We start from the raw sequence: 22,380 nt of genomic DNA, 5'->3' as shown, positions 1-22,380 counted from the left end.
AAGGGACTTTAACCAGACACCAAGGGGATACAGATGAAAAGAATACTTGTCATTAGCGATATTCATGGCGAACTTGCCAAGTTCGAAGCTTTACTAGCAGCCGCGCAATACAACTCCGAACAAGATCAACTGATTTTGCTAGGCGATTATGTGGATCGAGGGCCAGACGCCAAGGGTGTCATTGAACGAGTTATGGCTTTAAAAGAGGCCGGAGCGCGAGTGTTAAAAGGGAACCACGAGGATTTAATGATCAAAGCATTGACGACGCAGGATGAACGGACATGGAAACGCTGGGCACAAATCAATGGCGGCGATATGACTTTACAAAGCTATGGGTTTACGGAAGGTGATTATGCCCTCGATGAGAACGCGGAGTCGTTTACTAAACCAGAACTGCAGTCGGATATATTATCAGAGCACTTGGCATTCATAACGAAACTGGAGCACTATATCGAAACGGATGACTATATATTTGTCCATGCAGGTGTGCAGCCAGGAGTGCCTGTTTCGGAAACGGATCCATTTACTCTGATGTGGATTCGTGGCGAATTTCATACTGGGTATAGTGGTGAAAAAATTGTGGTTTTCGGCCATTCATCCACCGATACACTGCACGGCGATTCGGATAATTATCATGTTTATTTTGGTGTAAATCGTATTATTGGCATCGATGGTGGCGCCGTTTATGGTGGACAATTGAATTGTCTAGAACTGCCAAGTCAAGTGGTGTACAACGTAAAGTGAGGGATGACCGTTATGTCTTTAATCGAATTTGGACTTGTAGGGCGAGGGTGGAGAGCTGAATTTTATTTGCGCATTGCGCAAATGCAGCCTCACCGTTTCGCCGTCCGTGCGATGCTAGTCCGTGATGAGGAACGAGGCAGGGAAATCGAGGAGAAATGGGGTGTGAAAACCTACCGAGACATGGAATCTTTCGTTTCAAGCGGACCGCTCCTATTCGTGGTTGTTTGCGTTTCGAGGGATGCCATGCCTGGCTGCACACTGGAGCTGGCAGAAAGGAACATACCCGTATTGACAGAAACACCTCCGGCTAATGACATCTCGGGTATGATTGACTTGTACCAGTCGGTGTCCAAGCTAAAGGGGCGCGTACAGGTGGCCGAACAATATGTGTATCAACCGATGCATGCTGCACGTATTGCTTTCGTGAGATCAGGTAAACTAGGTGACGTTTCTCAGGTGCAAGTATCGGCCGCTCACGGTTATCATGGCATCAGTCTGATCCGAAAGTTGCTTGGCATTCAATTCGAGAACGCCATTATTAGCGGACAGAGATTTACCTCTGAAATCGTGAAAGGTCCGGGGCGTAATGGGCCTCCGGAAAGTGAAGAGATTGGCAACTCGGTGCAGGATATCGCTACGCTTCGTTTTGGAAACCAACTGGCGCTGTTTGATTTTACAGGTGATCAGTATTTCTCTTGGATTCGCCAAAATCGTGTCCTTGTTCGCGGAAACCGTGGCGAATTATTGGATGAAACGTTCCGGTATTTGAGGGATTTTAAAACACCTATCACTGGCAATTTCCGTAGAGTCGATACCGGTCATAACGGTAACTTGGAAGGATATTATCACCAAGGGATTATCGCGGGTGAAGATTGGGTGTACGAAAACCCAGTCGTTCCCGGGCGTTTATCCGATGATGAGATTGCGATTGCTACTAGTTTGACTCGAATGGCGGACTATGTACAGGGTGGGCCATCTTGTTATGACTTGGCAGAGGCGATGCAGGACCATTATGTATCGATCATGATGCAATCCGCTATTGAATCGGGCGAGGAACTGACAACGACGACGCAACCCTGGGCGGAGTGAGACTCAAACGAATGCGTTAGCAGAAAAGCTGAGTTCCAGCAGGTAGTTGGCTTGCCGTATAGCCCCGAATCGTGTAAATAGATTCGTGGCTTTTTTAATTTTAGTTTGACAGAACTCTGTAGCCATTCCAGGCTACTTCGGGTAAACTTGGTTATTTTCAAATAAATTGCGAACCTGATCGGCCATAAATTGTGTGGATTGCGGCATGTGATGACGTATCCACCATTCCACAATGCCAATAAAAGCAGAGGCCATGAATTGGGCTTTGATCTCATTGTCAATAATCGGCGTGCTGTCTGGCCTTTCCATTTTAACCATTAGATTGACTGAGATAAATTTGAGCAATTGCTCCCGGAATAGAAAAGCCCTCTGATTGGAAAACATGGCTGAGAAAAACGGGAAATGGTCACGAAAGTATTCAAAAACCGGTTGAGGCTCTTGTACCATTTCTTGACTAACCGTATCGTTCTCCCGTTTTTGACACAATGAGATCAATTCGTTGATGTGGTCTTCAATGCATCTGTCCAAAAGATCGTATTTATCACTGTAATGCAAATAAACGGTGCCGCGGTTAACATTGGCTCGCTCCGCGATTTCGTTTATGGTGATTTGTTCAAAATCCTTTTCCGAAAAAAGCTCCAGAAACGACTTCGTTATGGACTGCTTGGTTCGGAGAATACGGCGGTCGGTCTTACCAACGGACTCCATTTCTTTTGTTGCCCCCTTCAGTTAATCAACATTTCTACAAGTGTTGTTGTATATGAAACAATTACGCATCAATCAACCATTGAGTAATCCGTGCTTCTGTCTATAATATTAATCAACGGCCGTTAAATATTCAACACGCGTTCAATATCGAAAGTAGGGGAGCATATAACCATGGAAAACATTCAAAATAAAGTAGTTATTATTACGGGAGCGTCCAGCGGAATAGGTGAAGCTACAGCGAAATTGTTGGCCCAAAGCGGCGCAAAGGTGGTATTGGCTGCAAGAAGAGAGGAACGCTTGCATACGATTGTGAATGAAATTAAAGAGGGGGGCGGCGAAGCTGTATCTGTAAAAGCAGACGTCGCTTCTGCTGAAGATATGCAGAATTTGGCCAAGTTTGCTTTAAGTGCGTATGGCCGAATTGATGTACTGGTGAACAATGCAGGGGTCATGCCAAGTTCCAGAATGAATGAATTACGAGTAGACGAGTGGGATCACATGATTGATGTGAATATCAAAGGCGTTTTATACGGTATCGCCACGGTATTACCTACCATGCGGGAGCAGCGGTCGGGTCATATCATCAACCTATCTTCTACTTCCGGTTATCAAGTGTCCCCGACATCAGCTGTATACGCGGCCACGAAGTTTGCCGTGAGAGCCATTTCGGAGGGACTTCGTCTGGAAGAGTCAGCGACTTCAGGTATTAGATCGACCGTGATTGCGCCAGGTCTGACGAAGACGGAACTTTTTGACACCATTACCAGCCCGGAAGTGCAAGCGATCGCCAATCAAATAAGTGGCTTAGGGATTTCTCCCAACAGTATAGCAAGAGCCATTGCGTTTGCGATTAATGAGCCCGATGATACACTCATCAGCGAAATTATGGTTAGACCAACTGCGTTAGCTTAAACATAAGTAAAATTGTAATATAATTGAAATATTATATTCATCTGGTATTCATGTAGTAGGGCTATAATAAAACTCGACCCCCTTTTAAATATATAAACTTAGACCCTCAGCCCTTTGCTGTGGGTCACTTTTTTTATTTCCCGCATATCCCGCACATCATTCGCAACTAACACATCACATCCATCCAACCCACACATTCATCCCACACAACTCCCACATCCATCACCACCATACACAGACTCCCGCCGCCGCTCTACCCCAGCTGGCCCGCCCCAACGAAATAACTGGATTTCATCCAGCTATTTCGCGACTTTTTCGGCGAAATCATCATTTAGATGGATATTATGTAGCTATTTTCCGGCATATCATCCAAAAGAGCTCGAAATGAAGGGAATACCTACATTTTTTCCAGTTATTTATTAATTTCGACCCGGATTCACAAAAATAACTGTAGTTTATCCAGCTAATCGCGGTGCCCCGACGAGCAATAACCCCTTTTCAAGTAAATGGAAACCATTTATACTAAGTCTACTGAAAATCATTCTCACCACAGATTCTGACCGTGAAAGGGGTTAAAGCTCCATATGCTGCCGGTTCAAGGACAGGAATATTCCCTTTTAATGCTTTCATCTCTACGTAAACGTCGATTCCACAAACGGAACACGCTGTATAAAAAAAATATCCCAGGCGATATGTTATTTGTTGTAACACAGGGCAGAGGCATTCTTTGCGTCGATAATCAAGCCATTCCGATCAGGCCGAATCAGACCTTTTATTTAGTTGGAAACAAGCCACTTGAAGTGATGTTGGAGTCGGATTTTATTGAGTTCTACGTCCTAATCATTAGACGCATGACATTTTCCAAAAAGAGAGGCAGCTGGCATTGTCTTAATGCGGCAACCGATCCTTCGCTCTTTCAGACGGGCAAATTACAACTGAAACAGGAGAAGCAGCACCTCGAAAGCATAGTTCTGCTATATGAAGAATGCCGATCTAAGTCAGTTAAGGATCCAAGTATTCAGCTCAAATTTCAAAGTCTGATCCAAGCCATGCCGGAGGAAGCGCAAGAACCACTTGAACTTGAGGATGCGTCCAAAGGAATTGATCAAAGCATCACCTATATGTACAAGCATTTTAATCACAAAATTAAACTAGATACATTGTCAGACATCGCAGGTTTGACGCCAACTTCTTACTCGAGAAGCTTTAAGAAAGCCAAGAAGATATCACCTGTCGAATATTTAAATCACATTCGTATCGATTCTTCGAAAGAATTATTGCAACGGCCCGATCCCTCGATTAAAGATATTTCAACAGCTGTTGGATTCGGGAATGAGTTTTATTTTAGCCGCATGTTTAAGAATAGCGTGGGGATTTCGCCTACGATGTATATAAAAAGGAAACAATTGAAGGTGGCTGTAGCATCGTGCTTCCGGTATAAGGATTGTTTGCGGGACCTTGGGGTAGAGGACACTTACGAATTAAATGGCTACCGACATTTGGAGTTAGGTGTCGAGGAGAATAGGAGGCTTACACAAGTTCAACTTGAAGAGTTGCGTAACTATCGACCAGAATTAATTATCGCAGATTACAGGCATCTTCCGCTTCACGATCAGTTAAAGCTTATAGCACCTACCGTCATGGTGGATTATTCAATGGATTGGCGGGCGTATTTTGTACGGATTGCTGAATTGGTTGGACGGGAAAAAGAAGCTCAGCAAACGTTCAGTCAATTGGATCTACGGGTGAAGTTCACGAAAGACGCGTTAAGGAATACGATTGGTCTACAAAGTGTGTCCGTCATCCGATTATATAGTCAAAAAATTCGCGTACACGGCCTAGTTGACCATCCATTAAGTCACTTACTATATTCAGAGCTTGGGTTAAAGCCTGGTAGTTGTGTCCCATTGAACGAGAGAACCAAGGAGTTTGCGGTAGAAATCATGCCGTCATTTGATACGGATTTTCTGCTGATTGATAAACGACTTACTTCGTTAGAGGAGGCTAATCTGTACACGAATATGTTCAAAGGGACCTCTTGGGATGCGATGAAGGCTGTGCAGAACAATCAGGTTCGCGTGATTCCGAATTGGATAAGTATGAGCTGGGCCCCTAGCGGCCAAAACCAAATCCTCGATGATTTGCTGAAATGGCATGTCTGAAGGTATAGGAACCAATGAATACCGCACTTGTGTTGTCCTAATTGAGGTGACGTAGCATATGTACAACATCTGCTCATTATACATGGGATAGGAGAACATCATGGTGAGGAGAGTGCCTGCATTGTCAAATGAGTTCGTGATGCGTTCATTGGATGAGATTCGGTTCTGGTCACGTATTATGAAGGAGCATTCCTTGTTTCTCAAACTGGGTTTTCGATGTGAGGATACGACGTTGATTCAAGAAGCGAATCATTATTATCATATCTTTGAGCATATCGAGGGCCGATCCCACGCATATAACGAGTTGACAGACCCGGAACAAATTCGACGATTCAATACGGAAGTTTCTTCGGCTGCTGCACATATTTGGGCATTCAAACGAAAAGTTCTCGGGCTCATCATCCAATGCAAGCTGCCTGGAGGTAATAACTTCCCTTTACTAGTCGACCATACGAGCCGTGAGGCTAACTATTTTCGGAATCGTTTACACGAATTAAACACAGGACGCTTAGAACCGTTACCCGACTCGATTATTGATGAAAACATATTCTTCTTGCGAATCATGGCGGATCACGCCAAATTTATTGGTCATCTGCTGGACCCATCCGAACGCCAGTTAGTGGAACAAGCGCGGAATTTTAGTCATGATTTTGACCAACTCCTCTTTCAAGCCATAGATTTAAGCGGGATGAGGCCTCAATCCCAAACCGAGCCGCTGTTGGATCAGTTCCTTGATCAGAATCGTGTATCCGTCGTTGCCCTGCGTGATTTCAAAAAGACAGCCCGCGATTTAATTGAAGCCTGCAAAATCAAGAGCATTATCCATCCTTTGCTGGCGGATCACGTATTTCGTGAGGCGGAACGCTTTCTGGCGATCATTGATATGTTCGAGCAGTGCTTAACAGGCAAACCAGTCATGGGGATGCGGGAGGAGCCTGCGGGTCATTAAACGAAAGGGGATTCAAAGAAAGCCACTTGCAATTACAATTGCAGGTGGCTTTTTGCTGCGTCCAGCTATGACCGTCATTGTGCACATGAAATCTAACTGATCTATGTGCATGTTATATATTGTGACATGATATTCAATAATCTATAGTAATTACATGGAACACACCTACTAATCACGTTATTAATGTAATGAAACATAACATTAAATAAAATCCTTGTAGCAAGGAGTGGAACAACATGACTGACTCTCAAGAGACAACAATTATCTATAATGCCACCCTATTGTTGGAAGATGCCTATGGTGAATGGGAGTTCCAGACAGGTGGGATCAGGATCCATCAGGGAAAAATAGTTCAACTAGGAAGAGGGGTTGAACTTAGTGGTTGCGGTGAGGTCCCTGAAGAAAGGACCTGGGATGCCAAGGGAGCTTATCTGACACCAGCCTTTACTAATGCGCATGCGCATTCCTACACAGGTTTACTGAAACGAACCGTAGATCGTCGAACATTAGATTTATATATGTTAGAAGTGATAGCTCTAGGAACAGATCGTTCGCTTGATCTCATTTATGATGCGACACTGCTTCATGCTTCTGAATTAATCAGTTGGGGATATGCTCGGACGGTTGATCATTTCTCACAGCGTCCTTTTCCTACAAGGGAAGGCATGGAAGCAGCGATCCAGGCTTACAGAGATATCGGGATGAAAGCTGTCATTGCCCCTATGTTTTCAGATATTCCCTATTTGGAGACATTGCCTAATCAGATGCAGATGAGTTCAGTGAGAGCAACCGCTAGCGCTAGGCCAGCTGACGAGATTCGCAACTATGAGCGACTGCTCAGAGAAAGTAGTGTCAGGTTGCAGGGCTCGAGGGATATCCAGGTCGCACTGGGGGTTGATGGACCGCAGCGCTGTACGAAGGATACGTTAGCAATGACGGCAAGCTTGATGAGAGAGTTAGACATCGGCTGGCAAACGCACCTACTGGAATCACATACACAGTGGTCATATGGCAAAGAACGAGATATTAGTCTTCCCACCATGCTAGATGGATACGGCTTGCTTGGTCCTAAGACATCTCTGGTGCATGCGATATGGCTAGCTGATGAGGAATGCGAACGAATTGCTAGGAATGGCAGTCACATCGTGCATTGCCCAACAAGCAATATGCATCTAGGGTCAGGTATTAGTCCATTGCAAACTTATAGGAGAAATGGTGTACAAGTATTCTTAGGGTCAGATGGAGATAACTGTGGGACTTCCAGTCCTTATGAGTTAATGCGAACGGCTGCGAGGTTAAGCAGGCTAGATGGAGACAACGCTTCTGATTGGTGGGGCGCACAAGATGCGTATGAAAGTCAAATTTCAGTATCTACTTTATTTCCTGAGGTTCTTGGTAAAGGGAGGTTGAGCGTAGGTGAGCCAGCAGATTGGATCGCGTATCGTCCCGAAAGCTTCCGAGTGACTACTCCAGAAGAATTATTTAAAGAACTCGTGTATTACGAAACAGGGCGTTCGGTAGAGGCTGTCATGATCGATGGCAATTGGAAAATCAAAGATGGTGTTCCACTTCGAGCGTGGAGAAACAAGCTTGAACGAGCTCAGAAGAACATGGATGTGGTATTGGTGGAGTCAGCAGAAAAGCTTAAGCAAGCTGGTGCTTTATTTCATATAGTTCAGGAGTCGGCAGAAGCCTCGAGAGGCATAGTGAGAGAGAACTGGGTGGGCAATCCCCGGAAAATTGGATTATAAATCAGGAGGTAATCATATGAAAAAAAATACGCAATTACTCGGTGCCTTAGTTGCTGTCAGTTTGTTTTCAATCGTGGTGGGCTGTGGAAAGGAAGCTAAGCCAGTTAGTCAGCCAGTGAGCACACCGGCAGCGATTAGCGGCAATGCGATTCAGCTTCCACCAGCGGAAAAGAGCGAAGTGACCTTACGTTTGAACTGGAAAATCAAAGGTGAGTTTGCACCATTCTTCGTGGCCATTGATAAAGGATTTTATGAAAAGTACGGACTTAAAGTGAATGTGCTGGAAGGAAATGGATCTGCGGATACCCTGAAAACAGTTTCCTTAGGGAAAGAAGAATTCGGGATTAACTCTGGCGTCGAGCCTGCACAAGGATTGGCTGAAAATATGAAGGTCCAAATGATTGGATCCTTTATGACGAAGTCGCCCCTAATGATCGTTTCGTTCCCAGGTTCACCGATTAAGACGCCGAAAGATTTAGAAGGTAGAAAAATTGCCATGAATACGACGTCTACGTTCAGTAAAGTGTTTCCAAAGTTTATGGAAAGCCAAGGTGTCGATGCATCGAAAGTTACACAAGTGAAGGTCGATTCGTCTGGCATTAGCGGGTTGTTTTTGACCAAACAAGTGCAGGCAGCAGAGGTATTCGCAAGTAATGATTATCCGAAATTTGAACTGAAATCCGAGGAGAAGTTGGATACATTGTTGTTGTCTGACTACGGCTTTGATATTCCTGGTTTGACGATGATTGCCAATACGGATTTCCTAAAAGCAAATCCAAATACAACGAAACGTTTTCTTGCTGCGATCAGTGAGGCGTTTGAATATACGTTGAAAAACCGTGAAGAATCGGTTCAAATTCTGAAGAAACATTTCCCAGATGTCTTGGATGTAAAAGTAACACTGGCACAAATCAATCGTACAGCCGAACTAATCGAAGTTTCACCTACACAACCAATTGGTTGGATGGATGAGAAGAAGATGCAGCAAACACTAACTTTACTTGAGGATACGGGCTTTATTACGAAAAAAGTAGATATTAACCAATATTTCACCAATGAGTATTTGCCTAAAAAGTAAATATAAAGGCGACATATCTCATGAATCGAATGGAGGCAGACCTATGGCTAAAGAAGAAGTATTCCTGCAAATTGGGCATGTAAAAACCACGAATAAATTAAAATGGCAAGGGATTCCGCAGTGGCTCTCCGTTATTCTTACCCTGATGGGTATGGTGATTGTGTGGCAGTTGCTATATGTCTTCTTCACGATCCCTAAGTATATCTTACCTTCACCCTGGGATATTGCCGTACGCTTCAGTCAGGAAACAGGGATGCTAATTCGCCATAGCTTGGTTACTTTGCAAGAGGTGCTTCTCGGATTCCTGATGAGTGTAGCAGTAGGTATCCCGATCGCGATCTTGATTGTTCATTCCAAATATTTTAAAAATACGATTTACCCCATTCTGATTGGTGTGCATTGTATTCCGATGGTGTCGTTGGCTCCCTTGTTAATCATTTGGTTAGGTTTTGATATGAAGACTAAGGTCATCATCGCCTTTATGATCTCAGTGTTTCCCATCATCATTAACTCGGTTGTGGGGATGCAATCGATGGATAAAGAAATGCATGATCTTGCAAGGTCGCTTCGAGCTTCCAAGTGGCAAATCTTCCTTTACTTCCGTCTTCCAAAGGCGTTGCCTAATATTTTTGGCGGATTTAAGGTTGGGATTACCTTAGCCGTTGTAGGTGCGGTCGTTGCGGAATTCGTCGCGTCGGATAAAGGTTTAGGTTATCTACAACTCATGGCGAACTCGCAGCTGGACACGACGCTTGAATTTTGTACACTCTTCATGCTGGCAATCATAGGAATTGGTTTATTCTACGGGATGGATTTGATTGAACGTGTCGCAATACCTTGGAATAAAGGCCAAAGGGGGAAATCGGAATGAGAGGCAAAGAAATTATCCTCAACGGCGTTGATAAAACGTACCAAACTCGAACAGGCAATGTTCAAGCCTTATCTAAAGTGTCTTTAACCATAGAACGTTCCTCCTTCGTTTCCATTGTTGGCCCTAGTGGCTGCGGTAAAAGTACATTAATGAATCTCATTGCGGGGCTCGATACGCCTTCTGAAGGCACGATTATGATGAATGGTGAGAAAGTTACGGGACCTACGAGCGGCAACGCTGTTGTTTTTCAGAAAGACCTGCTTCAGGAATGGAGAACGATCCTTGGCAACGTCTTACTGCCTATGGAGATTCATAACATCACATGGCTGCATCGCAGTGGGAATAAGACGAACCGAGCACGGGCGCTCGAATTGTTGGCATCGGTTGGTTTGAAGGGATTTGAAGATAAGTATCCCAACGAGCTTTCCGGCGGTATGCGTCAGCGTGCAGCCATCTGCCGTGCCTTAATTCAAGAGCCGAAGCTCCTTCTGATGGATGAACCCTTTGGTGCTTTGGACGCGCTGACTCGTGAACAAATGATGTATGATTTGCTGAAAATTGCAGCAGAATTCGGGTTTACCGTGTTATTCATCACACACAGTATTGAAGAAGCTGTATTTCTGTCGGATCGTGTCTTGGTCATGTCAGAACGCCCAGGCGCCATAGTTAAAGATATTGAGATAGACCTAGAGAAACCTAGAGGCATTCGAACACGCAGTAACCCGAAGTTTGCCCAATATGTGCAGAATGTACGTGAAATTTTCAAAAATGAAGGCATCTTATCTGAAGTTTAATTGATGAAGGAGTGTTGATCCTATGAATTATGATTTGATTCGTTGTGCAATGACTCATCCGGGAGATGTGTCGGAGCTTGAGAAACTTTTGAATACAGGCGCTATTCAAGCGAGTGAAATTAAAGGCATTATTGCTCAAACAGAGGGAGATGGCTATGCACGTGGCTATGCAACTCTAGCATTTGAAGTGCTGCTTTCTGAGAGATTGGGTTGGAGTAAAGCTGACGTGTTCGATCGCATTCCAATGATGATGATTGGGAAGACTGGCGGCTTAATGTCACCCCACTATTCTTTATTTATTAGTAGAGAGTCGGGGGCTGCTGCCGCCCATAGTGAGAAAAGGTTCGCATTTGGCGTAGCTTCGACAAGAGCGCTGTTGCCAGAGGAAATTGGCACTTTGAAGCAAACAGATCTAGTATCCGAAGCTGTTATCGCAGCGATGAACGATGCAGGCATTACTGATTTAGCTGATATACATTGCGTTGAAATCAAGTGCCCATGGGGTGTAGGCGGCGCTCGTTCTAAGGCTTCATCGGCACTTGGAGTTGCAGTTGCCTTGGGAGAAGTCGATCGAGAAGTTCTAACAGAAAGCAAAATCAATGCAGACCATTCCCTATATTCAATGAAAGCTTCCGTGTCTGCTGGTCAAGAGCAAGTCGCTTGTCGAGTAATTCTAATGGGCAATACGAAACATTCGAGCAGTCAATTGTTTATTGGATCAGGGATGATGGCGGATTCCCTTGATTTAGAGGGGCTGGGTGCTGCGCTGCGCTCCGCAGGGCTGGATGCGAATCCGATGCTTTCCAAGAAGGAACAGTCGCGTGTTGCTAACGTGTTCGTGAATTGCGGGGCAGATGCGCTTGGCAGCGTACGTGATCGCCGACATACGATGCACACGGATGCTCTCTCGATGCACGCTGGCATTCTGGCCAAAGCTGTTGCGAACTCCGTGGTTGGCAGTTTTGTTGGCGATACGATGATTCTTTGTTCGGCAGGTTCAGAGCATCAAGGTCCACAAGGTGCAAATCTCATTTCAGTCGTCGTACGTGCAGAAGAGGAGTGACCAACATGTCCAATCCGATCACGATCAAAGGGCTTATGAATTATCATGCACATATCGATAAAGGCGGAATCGTTCCACCATTCGTATATAGAGATGCTCCTGCTTCTGAGAGGGCCGCTTGGACACGTGAGGCGAAAGCATCCTTCACCGTTGAAGATATCAAAGCAAGAGCCTCCGCAATCATTGAAAATATGATCCGTTATGGAACGGTATATCTGCGAACACATGTAGATGTCGATCCGATTGTAGGACTTAAAGGCATGGAGGCGATCCTCGAGCTTCGTGAGATCTATAAGGATCGAATCGCCATTGATGCTGTCGCATTTGCGCAGGAAGGGTTTGACCGCTTTCCGGAGTCAGAGGGTTTGTTGCATGAAGCCTTGCGCATGGGTGCCCATGGTATTGGCGGACATACGACCATGGATCAAGACGGGAAGCAGCATATCACGAAAATTTTTGAAATAGCGGAAGCAGAGAATGCGGAATTTATTGAATTTCACACCGATGAAACAGGCAAAGAAGAGCACTTTTTGCAGCCATTTCTAGCGGAACACACCATTCAGCGAGGATGGCAGGGCCGGGTTACAGCCATTCATTGCAGTTCCCTTGCTAATGTATCTGAGGCAGCAGCTCAACTCGCGGCCAAACTGACAGCCAAGGCAGATGTGAAAGTGACGATTTGCCCAACTGCTATCGCCACGCGATCGTTAACGAGGGTGAAGATGCTGCTTCAGGAAGGCGTGCAAATACGACTTGGCAGTGATAATATCGGAGACTTTTTTAATCCATTTGGTAGTGGCAATATGCTCCACTACGCACAAATGCTTGCGTATATCTTGCGCTTCTATGAACCGAAGGAAGTGGAGACGATTATGGATGCGCTCATTTCTCAGCCTGTAGAAGGTCGTTTGCACACGGCGTTATCCAGCTATGATTTTACTTATAAATACAAAGCGAGTTCTATTTACGAGCTCTTAACTCATGCCGAAGCTCCTGAGCGGTGCAGAGAAATCCTAACATCCCCAGACTTGTTAGCTAGGAGGTAGACAAATGAATGCGATTCAACGTCCCGAATGGGCACTATTGATTATCGATATGGAGAATGCCTTTGTCGACCCTACTTCACCGCACTGTATCAAAATGGCGCAAGAAAGCCTTCCTGCCTGCCGTCAGGTGATTGATACCTGTCGCACGGAGAAGATGCCTATTTTTTATATCAAAAGAACTTATCGCGATGATGGCAGCGACATTGAAATTACGCGTTGGGAACAATGGGCGAATACGGGCAGATCGATGGCTCCTGGCAGTACGGGTCCCAAAGGGGCGGACTACTGCAAAGAAATTCAGCCCCAGCAAGGTGATTATTTATTGTATAAACCGCGTTGGAGCGCATTTTTTCAAACATCACTTGATTTGATCTTGAGACGTTTGGGGATACGAGGAGTCGTGATCATTGGTACAACGACTCCGAATTGCGTACGAACGACAGCTTATGATGCTAATGCCTACGATTATGAGACTGTTATCATTTCGGATGCTACTTCTTCCAAAACACCTGAGATACAGCAGGCTAATTTAGAAGATTTGAGAGGGATGGGTTCGCGTATTCTAACTGCGGCTGAATTCGCTGAACAAGGTCATGCCTATGAGCTTGAGCATTGGGTTGAACGGATTCGTCAGGATAAATATGAGAATGAACGTATACCAGAGCCCATCGAACTTCATGCTGATGGAACGAGCGGCTGGATCGATAAATGGTAATGCGCATGCTGCCATCCACGCCTTAAATTAAGCGATGGATGACAAGCGCGATACGGAGCTTGAGCGTGTCGATTGGATCTTTGACTGACATATTTAATAAAGCTTCACACCGGCTAATTCGATTTTGTACCGTGTTTCGATGCAAAAACATGGTTTTGGCAGTCTCTGCAATCGAGCTTTCGTGATTTAGAAAAACTTCAAGTGTATGTAACAATTCCTGACGCTCTGGCTGATCGGAGGAAGTGAGCTCGCCAAGACAAGATGAGTAGAAATCATGCAGCTTGTTATCCGGAACAGAACGGATGAGCTCTGTAACTTGTTGTGTGCGATAGGTATGAATAAATTCCTTTTTCTTAAGGGTATAGCCGATATCTAAGGTTTGCTTGGCTTCGAGAAAGGCTTGAGGAATCTTCGCAATTTGGTCGATGGGATTGCTAATCCCAAAGGAGAACGTCGTATGTTGATTTTCTCCAAGCAACCGATGTTGTAATTTACGGAAGATGTCCACATATTCTTTTTCATCAAATGCGCTGCTGTCGATTAGGATCGGCAGGATAATGATTATGCCCTTATCTTTGATCTCGCAAATGGCTTGCCCAGGATAATCTTCTAGAAATTCGGTGGTTTGAAACAGCCAGCGTTCGCATCTTGCATTCAATTCCAAGTCAGTCAGGAGATGCCCATCAGGCGTGGCATCTGCTTCGCATATGCAAATCAGATAATGTGCTTTATCTACAATGGGATAGGATTTGACACGATTTAGCACTTCATCCTTGCTTAACCGATTGTCCAGCCAATCGCTGAAAAATTGTCGGCGAAGCCGCTTTTCGCCCTCGGCCAGAGCGTCTTGCTTCATATGCTCATAAGCCACAATATGCGAGGCTTGCTCGAGTGGCATCGTGTAGAACGGGTGTGGAGAGCGTGAGGCAGCATCAAGGACGCAGATGAAGCTCTTGCGAATTCCACTGATATAGACAGGATAAATGTCCGCCGAGTGAGTTCGGTCCCAGGTCACAGAGGTTAGCGTATTTTCTTGGAACGATGCATTCTTCAAAGCGATCCGAATTGGATCAAGAAACTCAGCTGACTTAATTTTTCGTTTGATAGAATCGGAAAAACCAGTAGGTTCGTAGCGAGAATTTAAAATAAGCACGGATCCTCTGATTAGTAATGATAAGGTTTGCGCAATATCTGACATACTGGCCCCTTTGAGATATAAGTCAGAGAATCGGCTGTGAACCTCGAGTGTTTTTTGGAGATCATGCTGCTTTTCATTGAGGACATTCTCTAGAATTTGATTAATGACGTCCCCTAGCAGCATGTTATTGGGAAGCTCAATCAATGGGAAATGGAGTCGATCGGCTTCTTCGATCAGACGCTTAGGCAGTGTATCTACGTATCGTTTGGTCTTAATGGCTAAGCCGGAGCATTGGTTGGCATGCAGCTGATGAAGGAAAGGGATTAACCCTTCTGGATCATCTTTATAGTGATAAGCCGTTGTCAGGAGAAGCTGATGTGGTCTGACCCAATTAGCAATATCAGGTGAATCAGCAATATTTGCGCTAGCAACCTCTCTGCCTAATCCAAGGGATCCTCCGACAAGGCGAGTGCTTTTAAAGATAGGCAATTTCATAATTGCATCAACCGTGATTGCCATCCTAATACCTCCACTATTTTGTATGTAAACTAATATAACATAAATTTCTATGGTTGAACGTGCCTATCTATCATTCAATTGGATGTGCACATTGAACATGGCTTAACGATGCGAATAAGGAGGTCATTTATAATATGGAGAATGAATACGGAGCTTTCGTAACAAGGGAAACACAATTGGAGCCGACGGGAATTGGAGTGCTGAAAGGAAAAACATTCGCAGTGAAAGATGTATTTGCCATCAAAGGGCATGTTTCGGGAGCTGGAAATCCAGATTGGCTCCGCACCCATTCTCCAGCAGAACGTACTTCAAGGAGTATTGCGCAATTGCTTCAAGCTGGTGCTCAAATGACAGGGATTACGAACACGGATGAACTGATGTTTAGCCTGAGTGGTGAAAATATACACTATGGTACGCCAGTAAATCCGAGGTCCCCGGATTGCCTGCCAGGCGGATCTTCCAGTGGTTCAGCGGTAGCTGTTGCTGCGGGATTAGTCGATTTTGCGCTAGGGACGGATACGGCAGGATCGGTTCGCATTCCGGCATCGTATTGCGGGATTTACGGCTTCCGCCCAACGCAGGGGATCGTATCAACCGAAGGCGTTATTCCACTGGCACAAAGTTTTGATACTGTGGGGTGGTTTGCCAATGATGCCAAAACGATGCTGCATGCAGGCGAGGCTCTAATTGAAACGAGTGGATCGGAGACCACTTTCCAACGTGTGATATTCCCGGAAGAAGCGTGGGCATTGGCCTCCCCTCGATTCGAAGGACTGCCTGAAGCTTGGATTCAGGGCATCGAGGAGATGGGTTTACAATGTGAGTGGAAACGAATTTCAGCCAATGGCATAACCGAGTGGATGAATACGTTCCGCGTCATTCAGGGATGTGAAATATGGCAGAATCACGGTGACTGGATCGAACAAGAGCAGCCTGATTTCGCTCCAGACATTCGAGGGAGATTCGAATGGGCGAAGCAGCAAGCGCTAGGAGATCGAGAAGCTAACCTGAGGAAGCGAGATGATATCCAAGCCGCCATGGAAAAGCTGCTTTCCGATGACGGGTTGCTTATTATTCCAACTGCACCAGGGGAAGCGCCGAAAAAAGGGATGAGCGAAAATGAGCTGTCCCATGTAAGACTGAGTACCTTACAGCTTACGTGCATAGCAGGTTTGAGTGGTCTCCCCCAGTTACACATTCCATTGGAATCGAGTCGTGGTTTTTCTATTGGTCTATCCGTTATAGCTGGAAAGAACCAAGATGTAAAGCTGCTTAAATGGGTGAACGAATTCGTTAAGAACCCGAAAATTGAGCTAGTTGCTCATGCCAGAGTATAAGGGGGGAAAAAGCCAATGAAATTGACGACTTTACGACTTCATGACAATGAACATGCCGCCATTTATGCGCCTCACGGGCTCGTTACGATCGAAACGATCAATCGCAGTTCTGAAGCGAGCTGGCCTATAACCATCACTGGACTGCTAATAAGCGGTAGGCTACGTGATTTAACAGACTGGTATCGAGAGGGGGGTGAACATCAACTCACTCAAATGCCGGCGATTACTTACGGCGAGGCAAATTTTGCGCCCTTAATTCGTAACCCAGGAAAAATTTGGGGAATCGGGATGAATTATGTTCTTCATGAAGAAGAACTGAAAGACGTTGCTTTAGATGAAGAGCCAGTGGGTTTTATGAAGCCGTCAACGACCCTTATCGGTCCAGGAGATGCCATTATCCTGCCAACAGATGCTGGCGTGATTACCGCTGAGGCCGAGTTGGCGATCATTATTGGCAAAGAGTGCCGCAACATTACAGAGGCCGAAGCCCCTTCCTTCGTTGCAGGATTCACTACTGCGTTAGATATGACAGCTGCGGATATCCATGCGAGGAATCCGAGATTTCTAACGCGTGCCAAAAGCTACGACACCTTCCTCAGTATAGGTCCCCAAATGATTACGACCGATGAAATACCGGAGATTCTCGATCTAGAAGTAGCGACCATTCTAAACGAGGAGTCGCAGCATCGAAACCGTGTGTTCAACATGAAGTTTCGTCCATGGTTCACGGTAGCGTTTCATTCGTCCTTCATGACCTTGCTTCCAGGTGATGTGATTCTGACGGGTACCCCTGGTCCTGTCGTGATTCGGAACGGTGATAAGGTGGAGTGCCATGTAGATGGCTTCGAGGCATTGGTGAACATGGTTTGTATATCCGATAAAACTTATAGGAATATAAGAAAATAATATTGACGAAGTTTCATCCAGAGTGGTACTCTAGAAATGTGACCACCGTATAAACGGAGACGCTATTCTCTTTAGGGAGAAAAGTGTCTTTTTTTTTATTAAAAGAGGAGTTGAACCTGATGAGCCAACCGTTGTTGAAACTCGAGCATGTGAACAAAACTTTTCAGTCCAGCAAAGGGTCTGTTCAAGCCTTGCACAATATTCAGCTGCAAGTGAAAGAGGGAGAATTTATTACAGTCATAGGACCCAGCGGCTGCGGCAAAAGCACGCTGCTCAAGATCATCGCTGGACTGGATGTTACGCATACCGGCGAAGTTCAACTGGGCGGTCAGGTGATCCAAGGTCCAGGCATTGACAAGGGCTTCATTTTCCAAGAGCCAAGGTTGTTTCCATGGTTGAATGTCGAGAAGAATATTGCCGCTGACCTTTCGCTGAGAGACCCTGAAGTGCGCAAGAAAGTGGATGAACTGATTAAACTCGTTCGTCTGGAAGGCTTTCAGAAGTCGTTTCCGAAAGAGCTTTCTGGTGGAATGGCGCAACGTGTAGCCATAGCGAGAGCCTTACTCCGCAATCCGAAAGTGCTGCTGCTTGACGAGCCGTTCGGTGCTCTAGATGCTTTTACCCGAACGCACATGCAGGAAGTGTTGATTGATATTTGGCAAAAAAATAAAACGACGATGATTTTCGTCACGCATGATATTGATGAAGCGATCTACTTAGCCAATCGTGTCGTGATTCTCAAACCGCGGCCTGGCGCCATCAGGAACATCGTGCCCATCGATCTGCCGATTCCGAGAAAGAAGACGACGACGTCTTTTCAGGAGCTGAGGCTTAAGGTACTTAGTGAATTCGAGAAAATCGAAGAGCTAGAACTAATAGATAGTTCGGGCATTTAAGGGAGAAAGGGGGAGATCTCAATGAGCCAACAAGGACAATTGGCAGGTGTTGATCAACAGAGATACAAGCAACGCTTACATCGCGTGCTTCTTGGTGCTTCGGTACCTTTACTCGTACTGCTTACTTGGCAGCTTCTAGGCCATTTGGGTGTGATTTCATCCTTGCTATTTCCAACGCCGCTTCGCATTATGAACGCGGGCATTCGACTCATTCAAACGGGTGAGCTCTATGACAATATTAAAATTAGTGTCCTCCGGGCACTTTCAGGTTTCCTGCTTGGCGGTTCTTTAGGTCTTGCCTTCGGCATTCTCGTTGGTTTATTTCGTAGAACGGAGAAAGCGCTAGATCCTACGGTTCAAATGCTCCGCATGGTGCCTCATTTGGCGATCGCGCCCTTATTTATTTTGTGGTTTGGAATTGGTGAAACGGCCAAGGTACTTCTCATTGCCAAAGGGGCCTTTTTTCCACTCTATATTAATGCTTTCTTGGGTATTCGTGGCGTGGACAACAAACTTTTCGATGTGACACGCGTGTTAGGGTTTAGCAAATGGAAGCAAATTATCCGGTTAACGATTCCCGGAGCGCTGCCTCATATTTTACTAGGTGTTCGGATCTCATTAGGTGTGTCATGGCTTGGACTTGTTGTAGCTGAATTAATGGGATCGACCGCAGGGATCGGGTATATGATGTCGGATGCGCGGCAATTTTCCAAAACACCTGTCGTGTTCGTTGGTATTCTCATATTTGCCGTTTTCGGTATCGTTGCGGACTCCGCTGTGAGGCTGCTTGAACGCAAATGGCTTAGCTGGCAAGACAGCTATAAAGGGCACTGATCACGAAAGGGATATACCGCACAAAGCTAAGGGGGAGAAGGGATGAGCAATCGTGTCGAGACACTAAGCCAAGCTACGCATGGCATTGGGAAATCGAAAAGTCAGAAGTTAGAGTTTGTTCGGATCAAATGGTTGTGGGAGAGAGTGAACGATTTCGTCATCGGCGCGATCGTGCCCGTATTACTCCTTGTCATCTGGCAAGTATCAGGGGATTTGGGGTTGTTTTCGCCGTCCTTTTTACCCACGCCGTTACAAATTGCCGCGGAATTTCGTTCATTAATCGCTTCAGGGGAGCTGTCTCAGCATCTGTCGATTTCGTTGCAACGAGCGGCCATAGGTTTTCTAATTGGAGGATCCATCGGGCTGCTTTTCGGCTTTCTTGTTGGTTTTGTTCAAAAGCTGGAGTTCATGCTGGATCCTTCCTTTCAAATGCTGCGCATGATTCCGCATCTCGCGATTGCGCCGTTAATCATACTTTGGTTTGGTTTTGGCGAGGTGTCGAAAATCGTGATCATTGCGAATGGTGCCTTTTTTCCAATGTATATCTATACCTTTCTCGGCATTCGAAATGTGGATCACAAATTATTCGAGGTCGCTAAAGTGCTGAATTTTAGCAAGTCTAAGCAAATTTTCCGCTTGATCCTCCCTGCTGCTTTACCTGGCATTCTGCTAGGTGTACGCCTATCTGTTGCTATTTCTTGGCTAGGCCTCGTCGTAGCAGAGTTGATCGGCTCGCAGGAAGGTATAGGCTTCCTCATTAACTATGGTAAACAAAATTCAAGCGCTGAGCTTATTTTCGTAGGGGTCATCATTTTTGCGGTGATCGGTAAAGTCGTGGATTCACTTGTACGCTGGTTAGAAAGAAGATGGCTAAGCTGGCGTGACAGCTTCCAAGGTTAGGATACATCAAGGAGGGATTGCGATGAGCTCGGGCAAAATTACGAAATTAGAAGCCGATGTTCTAGTCATCGGCGGAGGTCCCGCCGGGGCATGGGCAGCTTGGAGCGCAGCCCAGCAGCATGCGAAGGTCATCCTCGTAGACAAAGGATTCCTAGGATCCAGCGGAGCTACCGCACCAGGAGGCACGAATTTGTTGTACCTGCCGCCAGATCCTGAGTTGAGAGAGAAGGCAGTTCAGCAGCGTTACAAAGAAAGTGGGTATTTGGCAGAGCCTGCCTGGATTCACCGCGTGCTAGATCAAGTGTATGAAAGCTTATTGTTAGTGGAGAAGTGGGGCTATCCGTTTCGCCGTGATGAGCAGGGTGTTCCTTTGCGCGATCACTTGCAAGGACCGGAGTACATGAAGCTAATGCGTCGTCAGGTCAGTCGGGCAGGTGTGAAGATTCTTGATCAATCGCCAGCCTTAGAGCTGCTCGTTGATGAGCATGGGGTTGGAGGAGCGCGTGGCCTTTCACGCTTGGATGATTCGGAATGGGAAATTCGAGCGAATGCCGTCGTGATTGCAACGGGCGGATGTGCTTTTCTAAGCAAGGGGTTAGGTTGTAACGTCCTAACTGGAGAGGGTGTTCTGATGGCGACGGAGCTCGGTGCCGAGCTATCTGGCATGGAATTCACGCGTCAGTATGCGCCTAGCGCAGCCTTCGGCACGGTGACTCGTGGCCGCTTGCTGAACTGGGCGACCTATACATCGGAGGATGGCACGGTGCTGCAAGGCGGTGGCCCGAGAGCAGGGGATTTTCTGCCCAAAATGCTGAGCAAAGGCCCGGTGTACGCGGTGCTAAACCACGCGGATACGGAAGAAAAGCAGCAAATTCTGCGCAAATCGCACGCGATTTTCTTCGTGCCCTTGGATCGCGCAGGCATCGATCCCTTCACAGAGCGGTTCCCGCTCACGCTTCGCTATGAGGGAACCGTCCGCGGGACGGGCGGCATACGCCTCACCGATGAGAGCTGCGCCTCAACGGTTCCGGGCCTATATGCCGCCGGCGATGCGGCCACCCGTGAGCGCGTCACGGGTGCGAAGTCAGGCGGAGGCGCGTTCAACGCCTCCTGGGCGATCTCCTCCGGCACGTGGGCAGGTGCCGGAGCTGCGAAGCATGCGCTGACGCTCGGGCGCAGCGCTAGAGATTTGCGACCAGCGGGCCGCTACGGCCTGGTCGACCCTGATGCAGCCCCCGATCGCATCCTCGATGCGAGGGGCTTGGTCGAGGCAGTCCAGCGGGAGGTCTTTCCGCTGGACATCAATTATTTCCGCAGTGAGCCCGTGATCCGTCAATCGCTGGCGCGATTGGACGATCTGTGGGCGAGCTTGCGGGGGACGGCCTTGAACCCGACGGTGCAGGGTCGGGTTCGCGCACGCGAAGTCGCTGCGATGATTGCGACAGCGAGATGGATGTACACCGCTGCGCTAGCACGCAAGGAGACGCGGGGCTTGCATTCGCTTGAGGAGTATCCGGATACAGACCCTGCGCAGCAGTACCGCCTGATAGTCTCTGGTATTGATGAGATTGAGCTGCGCAAAGAGCTGACGGCGGATCAGGGGGTTGCGACACGATGATTGAATTCGTAAGTACGGAACGGTGTGTGGGTTGCACGCTATGCGTGAAGGTGTGTCCGACCAACGTGTTTGATAAAGGGATAGATGGCATTCCGAGCATCGCAAGGCAGGAAGATTGCCAGACTTGTTTTATTTGTGAGGCGTATTGTCCTGTAGATGCTCTCTATGTATCTCCGTTTGACTCCCCTTTGGAGGAAGTGCCGACAGAAGCGGAGTTGGTAGAGGCCAATCTGCTGGGCAGCTGGCGAGAAACACTCGGCTGGGGCAAGGGGCGAACAACGTTGGCGGAGTTGGATACAACCCCGTTTATCGATCGCATTTTACCTTCAAGACGATAGGTTGATTGTAAT

Annotated in this window: 21 protein-coding genes; 19 read left to right on the top strand and 2 right to left on the bottom strand. The window is 46.6% G+C overall.

Annotation, left to right across the window (positions count from 1 at the left end):
- Positions 1-33: 33 nt before the first annotated feature.
- Both GC096_RS27320 and GC096_RS27315 read left to right on the top strand, forming a co-directional pair.
- Positions 34-744, top strand: a complete 711-nt coding sequence (locus GC096_RS27320) for a metallophosphoesterase family protein (protein WP_171634616.1) — start codon at positions 34-36, stop codon at positions 742-744.
- 12 nt (positions 745-756) lie between these two features.
- Entirely contained in the window at positions 757-1,833 is a 1,077-nt protein-coding gene (locus GC096_RS27315) for a Gfo/Idh/MocA family protein (RefSeq protein WP_171634615.1), read from the top strand.
- Between the two features lie 132 nt (positions 1,834-1,965).
- Here the strand turns inward: GC096_RS27315 and GC096_RS27310 are convergent, their stop codons facing one another.
- Positions 1,966-2,541 (bottom strand): TetR/AcrR family transcriptional regulator, encoded by a 576-nt coding sequence (locus GC096_RS27310; RefSeq protein ID WP_171634613.1) that lies wholly within the window; start codon positions 2,539-2,541, stop codon positions 1,966-1,968.
- A gap of 171 nt (positions 2,542-2,712) precedes the next feature.
- On the opposite strand from GC096_RS27310, the gene GC096_RS27305 reads away from it, so the two are divergent.
- From GC096_RS27305 to GC096_RS27260, 10 genes are all read left to right on the top strand, one after another.
- On the top strand, positions 2,713-3,453 hold the full coding sequence (locus GC096_RS27305; protein WP_171634611.1) for an SDR family oxidoreductase: 741 nt from the start codon (positions 2,713-2,715) through the stop codon (positions 3,451-3,453).
- 584 nt (positions 3,454-4,037) lie between these two features.
- Entirely contained in the window at positions 4,038-5,615 is a 1,578-nt protein-coding gene (locus GC096_RS27300) for an AraC family transcriptional regulator (protein WP_171634609.1), read from the top strand.
- A 100-nt stretch (positions 5,616-5,715) separates the two neighbouring features.
- Complete coding sequence (locus GC096_RS27295; RefSeq protein ID WP_171634608.1) at positions 5,716-6,564, top strand: DUF2935 domain-containing protein; 849 nt, start codon at positions 5,716-5,718, stop codon at positions 6,562-6,564.
- 236 nt (positions 6,565-6,800) lie between these two features.
- A complete protein-coding gene (locus tag GC096_RS27290; RefSeq protein ID WP_171634606.1) occupies positions 6,801-8,315 on the top strand; it encodes an amidohydrolase family protein in 1,515 nt (504 codons plus the stop codon).
- 16 nt (positions 8,316-8,331) lie between these two features.
- Positions 8,332-9,393, top strand: coding sequence for an ABC transporter substrate-binding protein (locus GC096_RS27285; RefSeq protein WP_171634605.1), 1,062 nt, complete (start codon positions 8,332-8,334; stop codon positions 9,391-9,393).
- 43 nt (positions 9,394-9,436) lie between these two features.
- Entirely contained in the window at positions 9,437-10,264 is an 828-nt protein-coding gene (locus GC096_RS27280) for an ABC transporter permease (RefSeq protein ID WP_171634603.1), read from the top strand.
- A complete protein-coding gene (locus GC096_RS27275) occupies positions 10,261-11,058 on the top strand; it encodes an ABC transporter ATP-binding protein (protein ID WP_171634602.1) in 798 nt (265 codons plus the stop codon). The genes GC096_RS27280 and GC096_RS27275 overlap by 4 nt, the downstream gene beginning before the upstream one ends.
- 22 nt (positions 11,059-11,080) lie before the next feature.
- A complete protein-coding gene (locus GC096_RS27270; RefSeq protein ID WP_171634600.1) occupies positions 11,081-12,121 on the top strand; it encodes a ring-opening amidohydrolase in 1,041 nt (346 codons plus the stop codon).
- Between the two features lie 5 nt (positions 12,122-12,126).
- Positions 12,127-13,167, top strand: a complete 1,041-nt coding sequence (locus GC096_RS27265) for an amidohydrolase family protein (protein ID WP_171634598.1) — start codon at positions 12,127-12,129, stop codon at positions 13,165-13,167.
- Between the two features lie 4 nt (positions 13,168-13,171).
- Entirely contained in the window at positions 13,172-13,882 is a 711-nt protein-coding gene (locus GC096_RS27260) for a cysteine hydrolase family protein (protein ID WP_171634596.1), read from the top strand.
- 22 nt (positions 13,883-13,904) lie between these two features.
- Here GC096_RS27260 and GC096_RS27255 read toward each other — a convergent pair whose 3' ends face one another.
- The gene (locus GC096_RS27255; RefSeq protein ID WP_171634595.1) at positions 13,905-15,539 is read right to left on the bottom strand and encodes a PucR family transcriptional regulator; all 1,635 of its coding nucleotides are present in this window, start codon (positions 15,537-15,539) and stop codon (positions 13,905-13,907) included.
- A 134-nt stretch (positions 15,540-15,673) separates the two neighbouring features.
- Here GC096_RS27255 and GC096_RS27250 point away from each other — a divergent pair, with 134 nt between their 5' ends.
- From GC096_RS27250 to GC096_RS27220, 7 genes are all read left to right on the top strand, one after another.
- Positions 15,674-16,876 carry an amidase gene (locus GC096_RS27250; protein ID WP_171634593.1) on the top strand — a complete coding sequence of 401 codons (1,203 nt, stop codon included), beginning with the start codon at positions 15,674-15,676 and terminating at the stop codon, positions 16,874-16,876.
- 15 nt (positions 16,877-16,891) lie between these two features.
- Positions 16,892-17,782, top strand: a complete 891-nt coding sequence (locus GC096_RS27245; protein ID WP_171634591.1) for a fumarylacetoacetate hydrolase family protein — start codon at positions 16,892-16,894, stop codon at positions 17,780-17,782.
- Positions 17,783-17,901: 119 nt separating this feature from the next.
- Positions 17,902-18,678 (top strand): ABC transporter ATP-binding protein, encoded by a 777-nt coding sequence (locus tag GC096_RS27240; RefSeq protein ID WP_056623312.1) that lies wholly within the window; start codon positions 17,902-17,904, stop codon positions 18,676-18,678.
- A 21-nt stretch (positions 18,679-18,699) separates the two neighbouring features.
- Entirely contained in the window at positions 18,700-19,512 is an 813-nt protein-coding gene (locus tag GC096_RS27235) for an ABC transporter permease (protein ID WP_171634590.1), read from the top strand.
- A 42-nt stretch (positions 19,513-19,554) separates the two neighbouring features.
- Complete coding sequence (locus GC096_RS27230) at positions 19,555-20,412, top strand: ABC transporter permease (protein WP_171634588.1); 858 nt, start codon at positions 19,555-19,557, stop codon at positions 20,410-20,412.
- A gap of 22 nt (positions 20,413-20,434) precedes the next feature.
- Entirely contained in the window at positions 20,435-22,030 is a 1,596-nt protein-coding gene (locus GC096_RS27225) for an FAD-dependent oxidoreductase (RefSeq protein WP_171634586.1), read from the top strand.
- Positions 22,027-22,368 (top strand): 4Fe-4S dicluster domain-containing protein, encoded by a 342-nt coding sequence (locus GC096_RS27220; protein WP_171634584.1) that lies wholly within the window; start codon positions 22,027-22,029, stop codon positions 22,366-22,368. The genes GC096_RS27225 and GC096_RS27220 overlap by 4 nt, the downstream gene beginning before the upstream one ends.
- The last annotated feature ends 12 nt before the right edge of the window (positions 22,369-22,380 follow it).

Source organism: Paenibacillus plantarum, assembly GCF_013141695.1.
GTDB classification, from domain to species: Bacteria; Bacillota; Bacilli; order Paenibacillales; family NBRC-103111; genus Paenibacillus_E; species Paenibacillus_E plantarum.
Note: the sequence above shows the minus strand (reverse complement) of the source record. Positions and strands in the feature narration are given on the sequence as shown.

Excerpts from the sequence above, each read along its gene's own strand:
- GC096_RS27265 (WP_171634598.1), top strand. The coding sequence starts at position 12,127 with ATGTCCAATCCGATCACGATCAAAGGGCTTATGAATTATCATGCACAT.
- GC096_RS27240 (WP_056623312.1), top strand. The coding sequence starts at position 17,902 with ATGAGCCAACCGTTGTTGAAACTCGAGCATGTGAACAAAACTTTTCAG.
- GC096_RS27280 (WP_171634603.1), top strand. The coding sequence starts at position 9,437 with ATGGCTAAAGAAGAAGTATTCCTGCAAATTGGGCATGTAAAAACCACG.
- GC096_RS27270 (WP_171634600.1), top strand. The coding sequence starts at position 11,081 with ATGAATTATGATTTGATTCGTTGTGCAATGACTCATCCGGGAGATGTG.
- GC096_RS27320 (WP_171634616.1), top strand. The coding sequence starts at position 34 with ATGAAAAGAATACTTGTCATTAGCGATATTCATGGCGAACTTGCCAAG.
- GC096_RS27310 (WP_171634613.1), bottom strand. The coding sequence starts at position 2,541 with ATGGAGTCCGTTGGTAAGACCGACCGCCGTATTCTCCGAACCAAGCAG.
- GC096_RS27295 (WP_171634608.1), top strand. The coding sequence starts at position 5,716 with ATGGTGAGGAGAGTGCCTGCATTGTCAAATGAGTTCGTGATGCGTTCA.
- GC096_RS27250 (WP_171634593.1), top strand. The coding sequence starts at position 15,674 with ATGGAGAATGAATACGGAGCTTTCGTAACAAGGGAAACACAATTGGAG.
- GC096_RS27290 (WP_171634606.1), top strand. The coding sequence starts at position 6,801 with ATGACTGACTCTCAAGAGACAACAATTATCTATAATGCCACCCTATTG.
- GC096_RS27235 (WP_171634590.1), top strand. The coding sequence starts at position 18,700 with ATGAGCCAACAAGGACAATTGGCAGGTGTTGATCAACAGAGATACAAG.
- GC096_RS27245 (WP_171634591.1), top strand. The coding sequence starts at position 16,892 with ATGAAATTGACGACTTTACGACTTCATGACAATGAACATGCCGCCATT.
- GC096_RS27305 (WP_171634611.1), top strand. The coding sequence starts at position 2,713 with ATGGAAAACATTCAAAATAAAGTAGTTATTATTACGGGAGCGTCCAGC.
- GC096_RS27255 (WP_171634595.1), bottom strand. The coding sequence starts at position 15,539 with ATGGCAATCACGGTTGATGCAATTATGAAATTGCCTATCTTTAAAAGC.
- GC096_RS27220 (WP_171634584.1), top strand. The coding sequence starts at position 22,027 with ATGATTGAATTCGTAAGTACGGAACGGTGTGTGGGTTGCACGCTATGC.
- GC096_RS27315 (WP_171634615.1), top strand. The coding sequence starts at position 757 with ATGTCTTTAATCGAATTTGGACTTGTAGGGCGAGGGTGGAGAGCTGAA.
- GC096_RS27300 (WP_171634609.1), top strand. The coding sequence starts at position 4,038 with ATGCTGCCGGTTCAAGGACAGGAATATTCCCTTTTAATGCTTTCATCT.
- GC096_RS27260 (WP_171634596.1), top strand. The coding sequence starts at position 13,172 with ATGAATGCGATTCAACGTCCCGAATGGGCACTATTGATTATCGATATG.
- GC096_RS27275 (WP_171634602.1), top strand. The coding sequence starts at position 10,261 with ATGAGAGGCAAAGAAATTATCCTCAACGGCGTTGATAAAACGTACCAA.
- GC096_RS27285 (WP_171634605.1), top strand. The coding sequence starts at position 8,332 with ATGAAAAAAAATACGCAATTACTCGGTGCCTTAGTTGCTGTCAGTTTG.
- GC096_RS27230 (WP_171634588.1), top strand. The coding sequence starts at position 19,555 with ATGAGCAATCGTGTCGAGACACTAAGCCAAGCTACGCATGGCATTGGG.
- GC096_RS27225 (WP_171634586.1), top strand. The coding sequence starts at position 20,435 with ATGAGCTCGGGCAAAATTACGAAATTAGAAGCCGATGTTCTAGTCATC.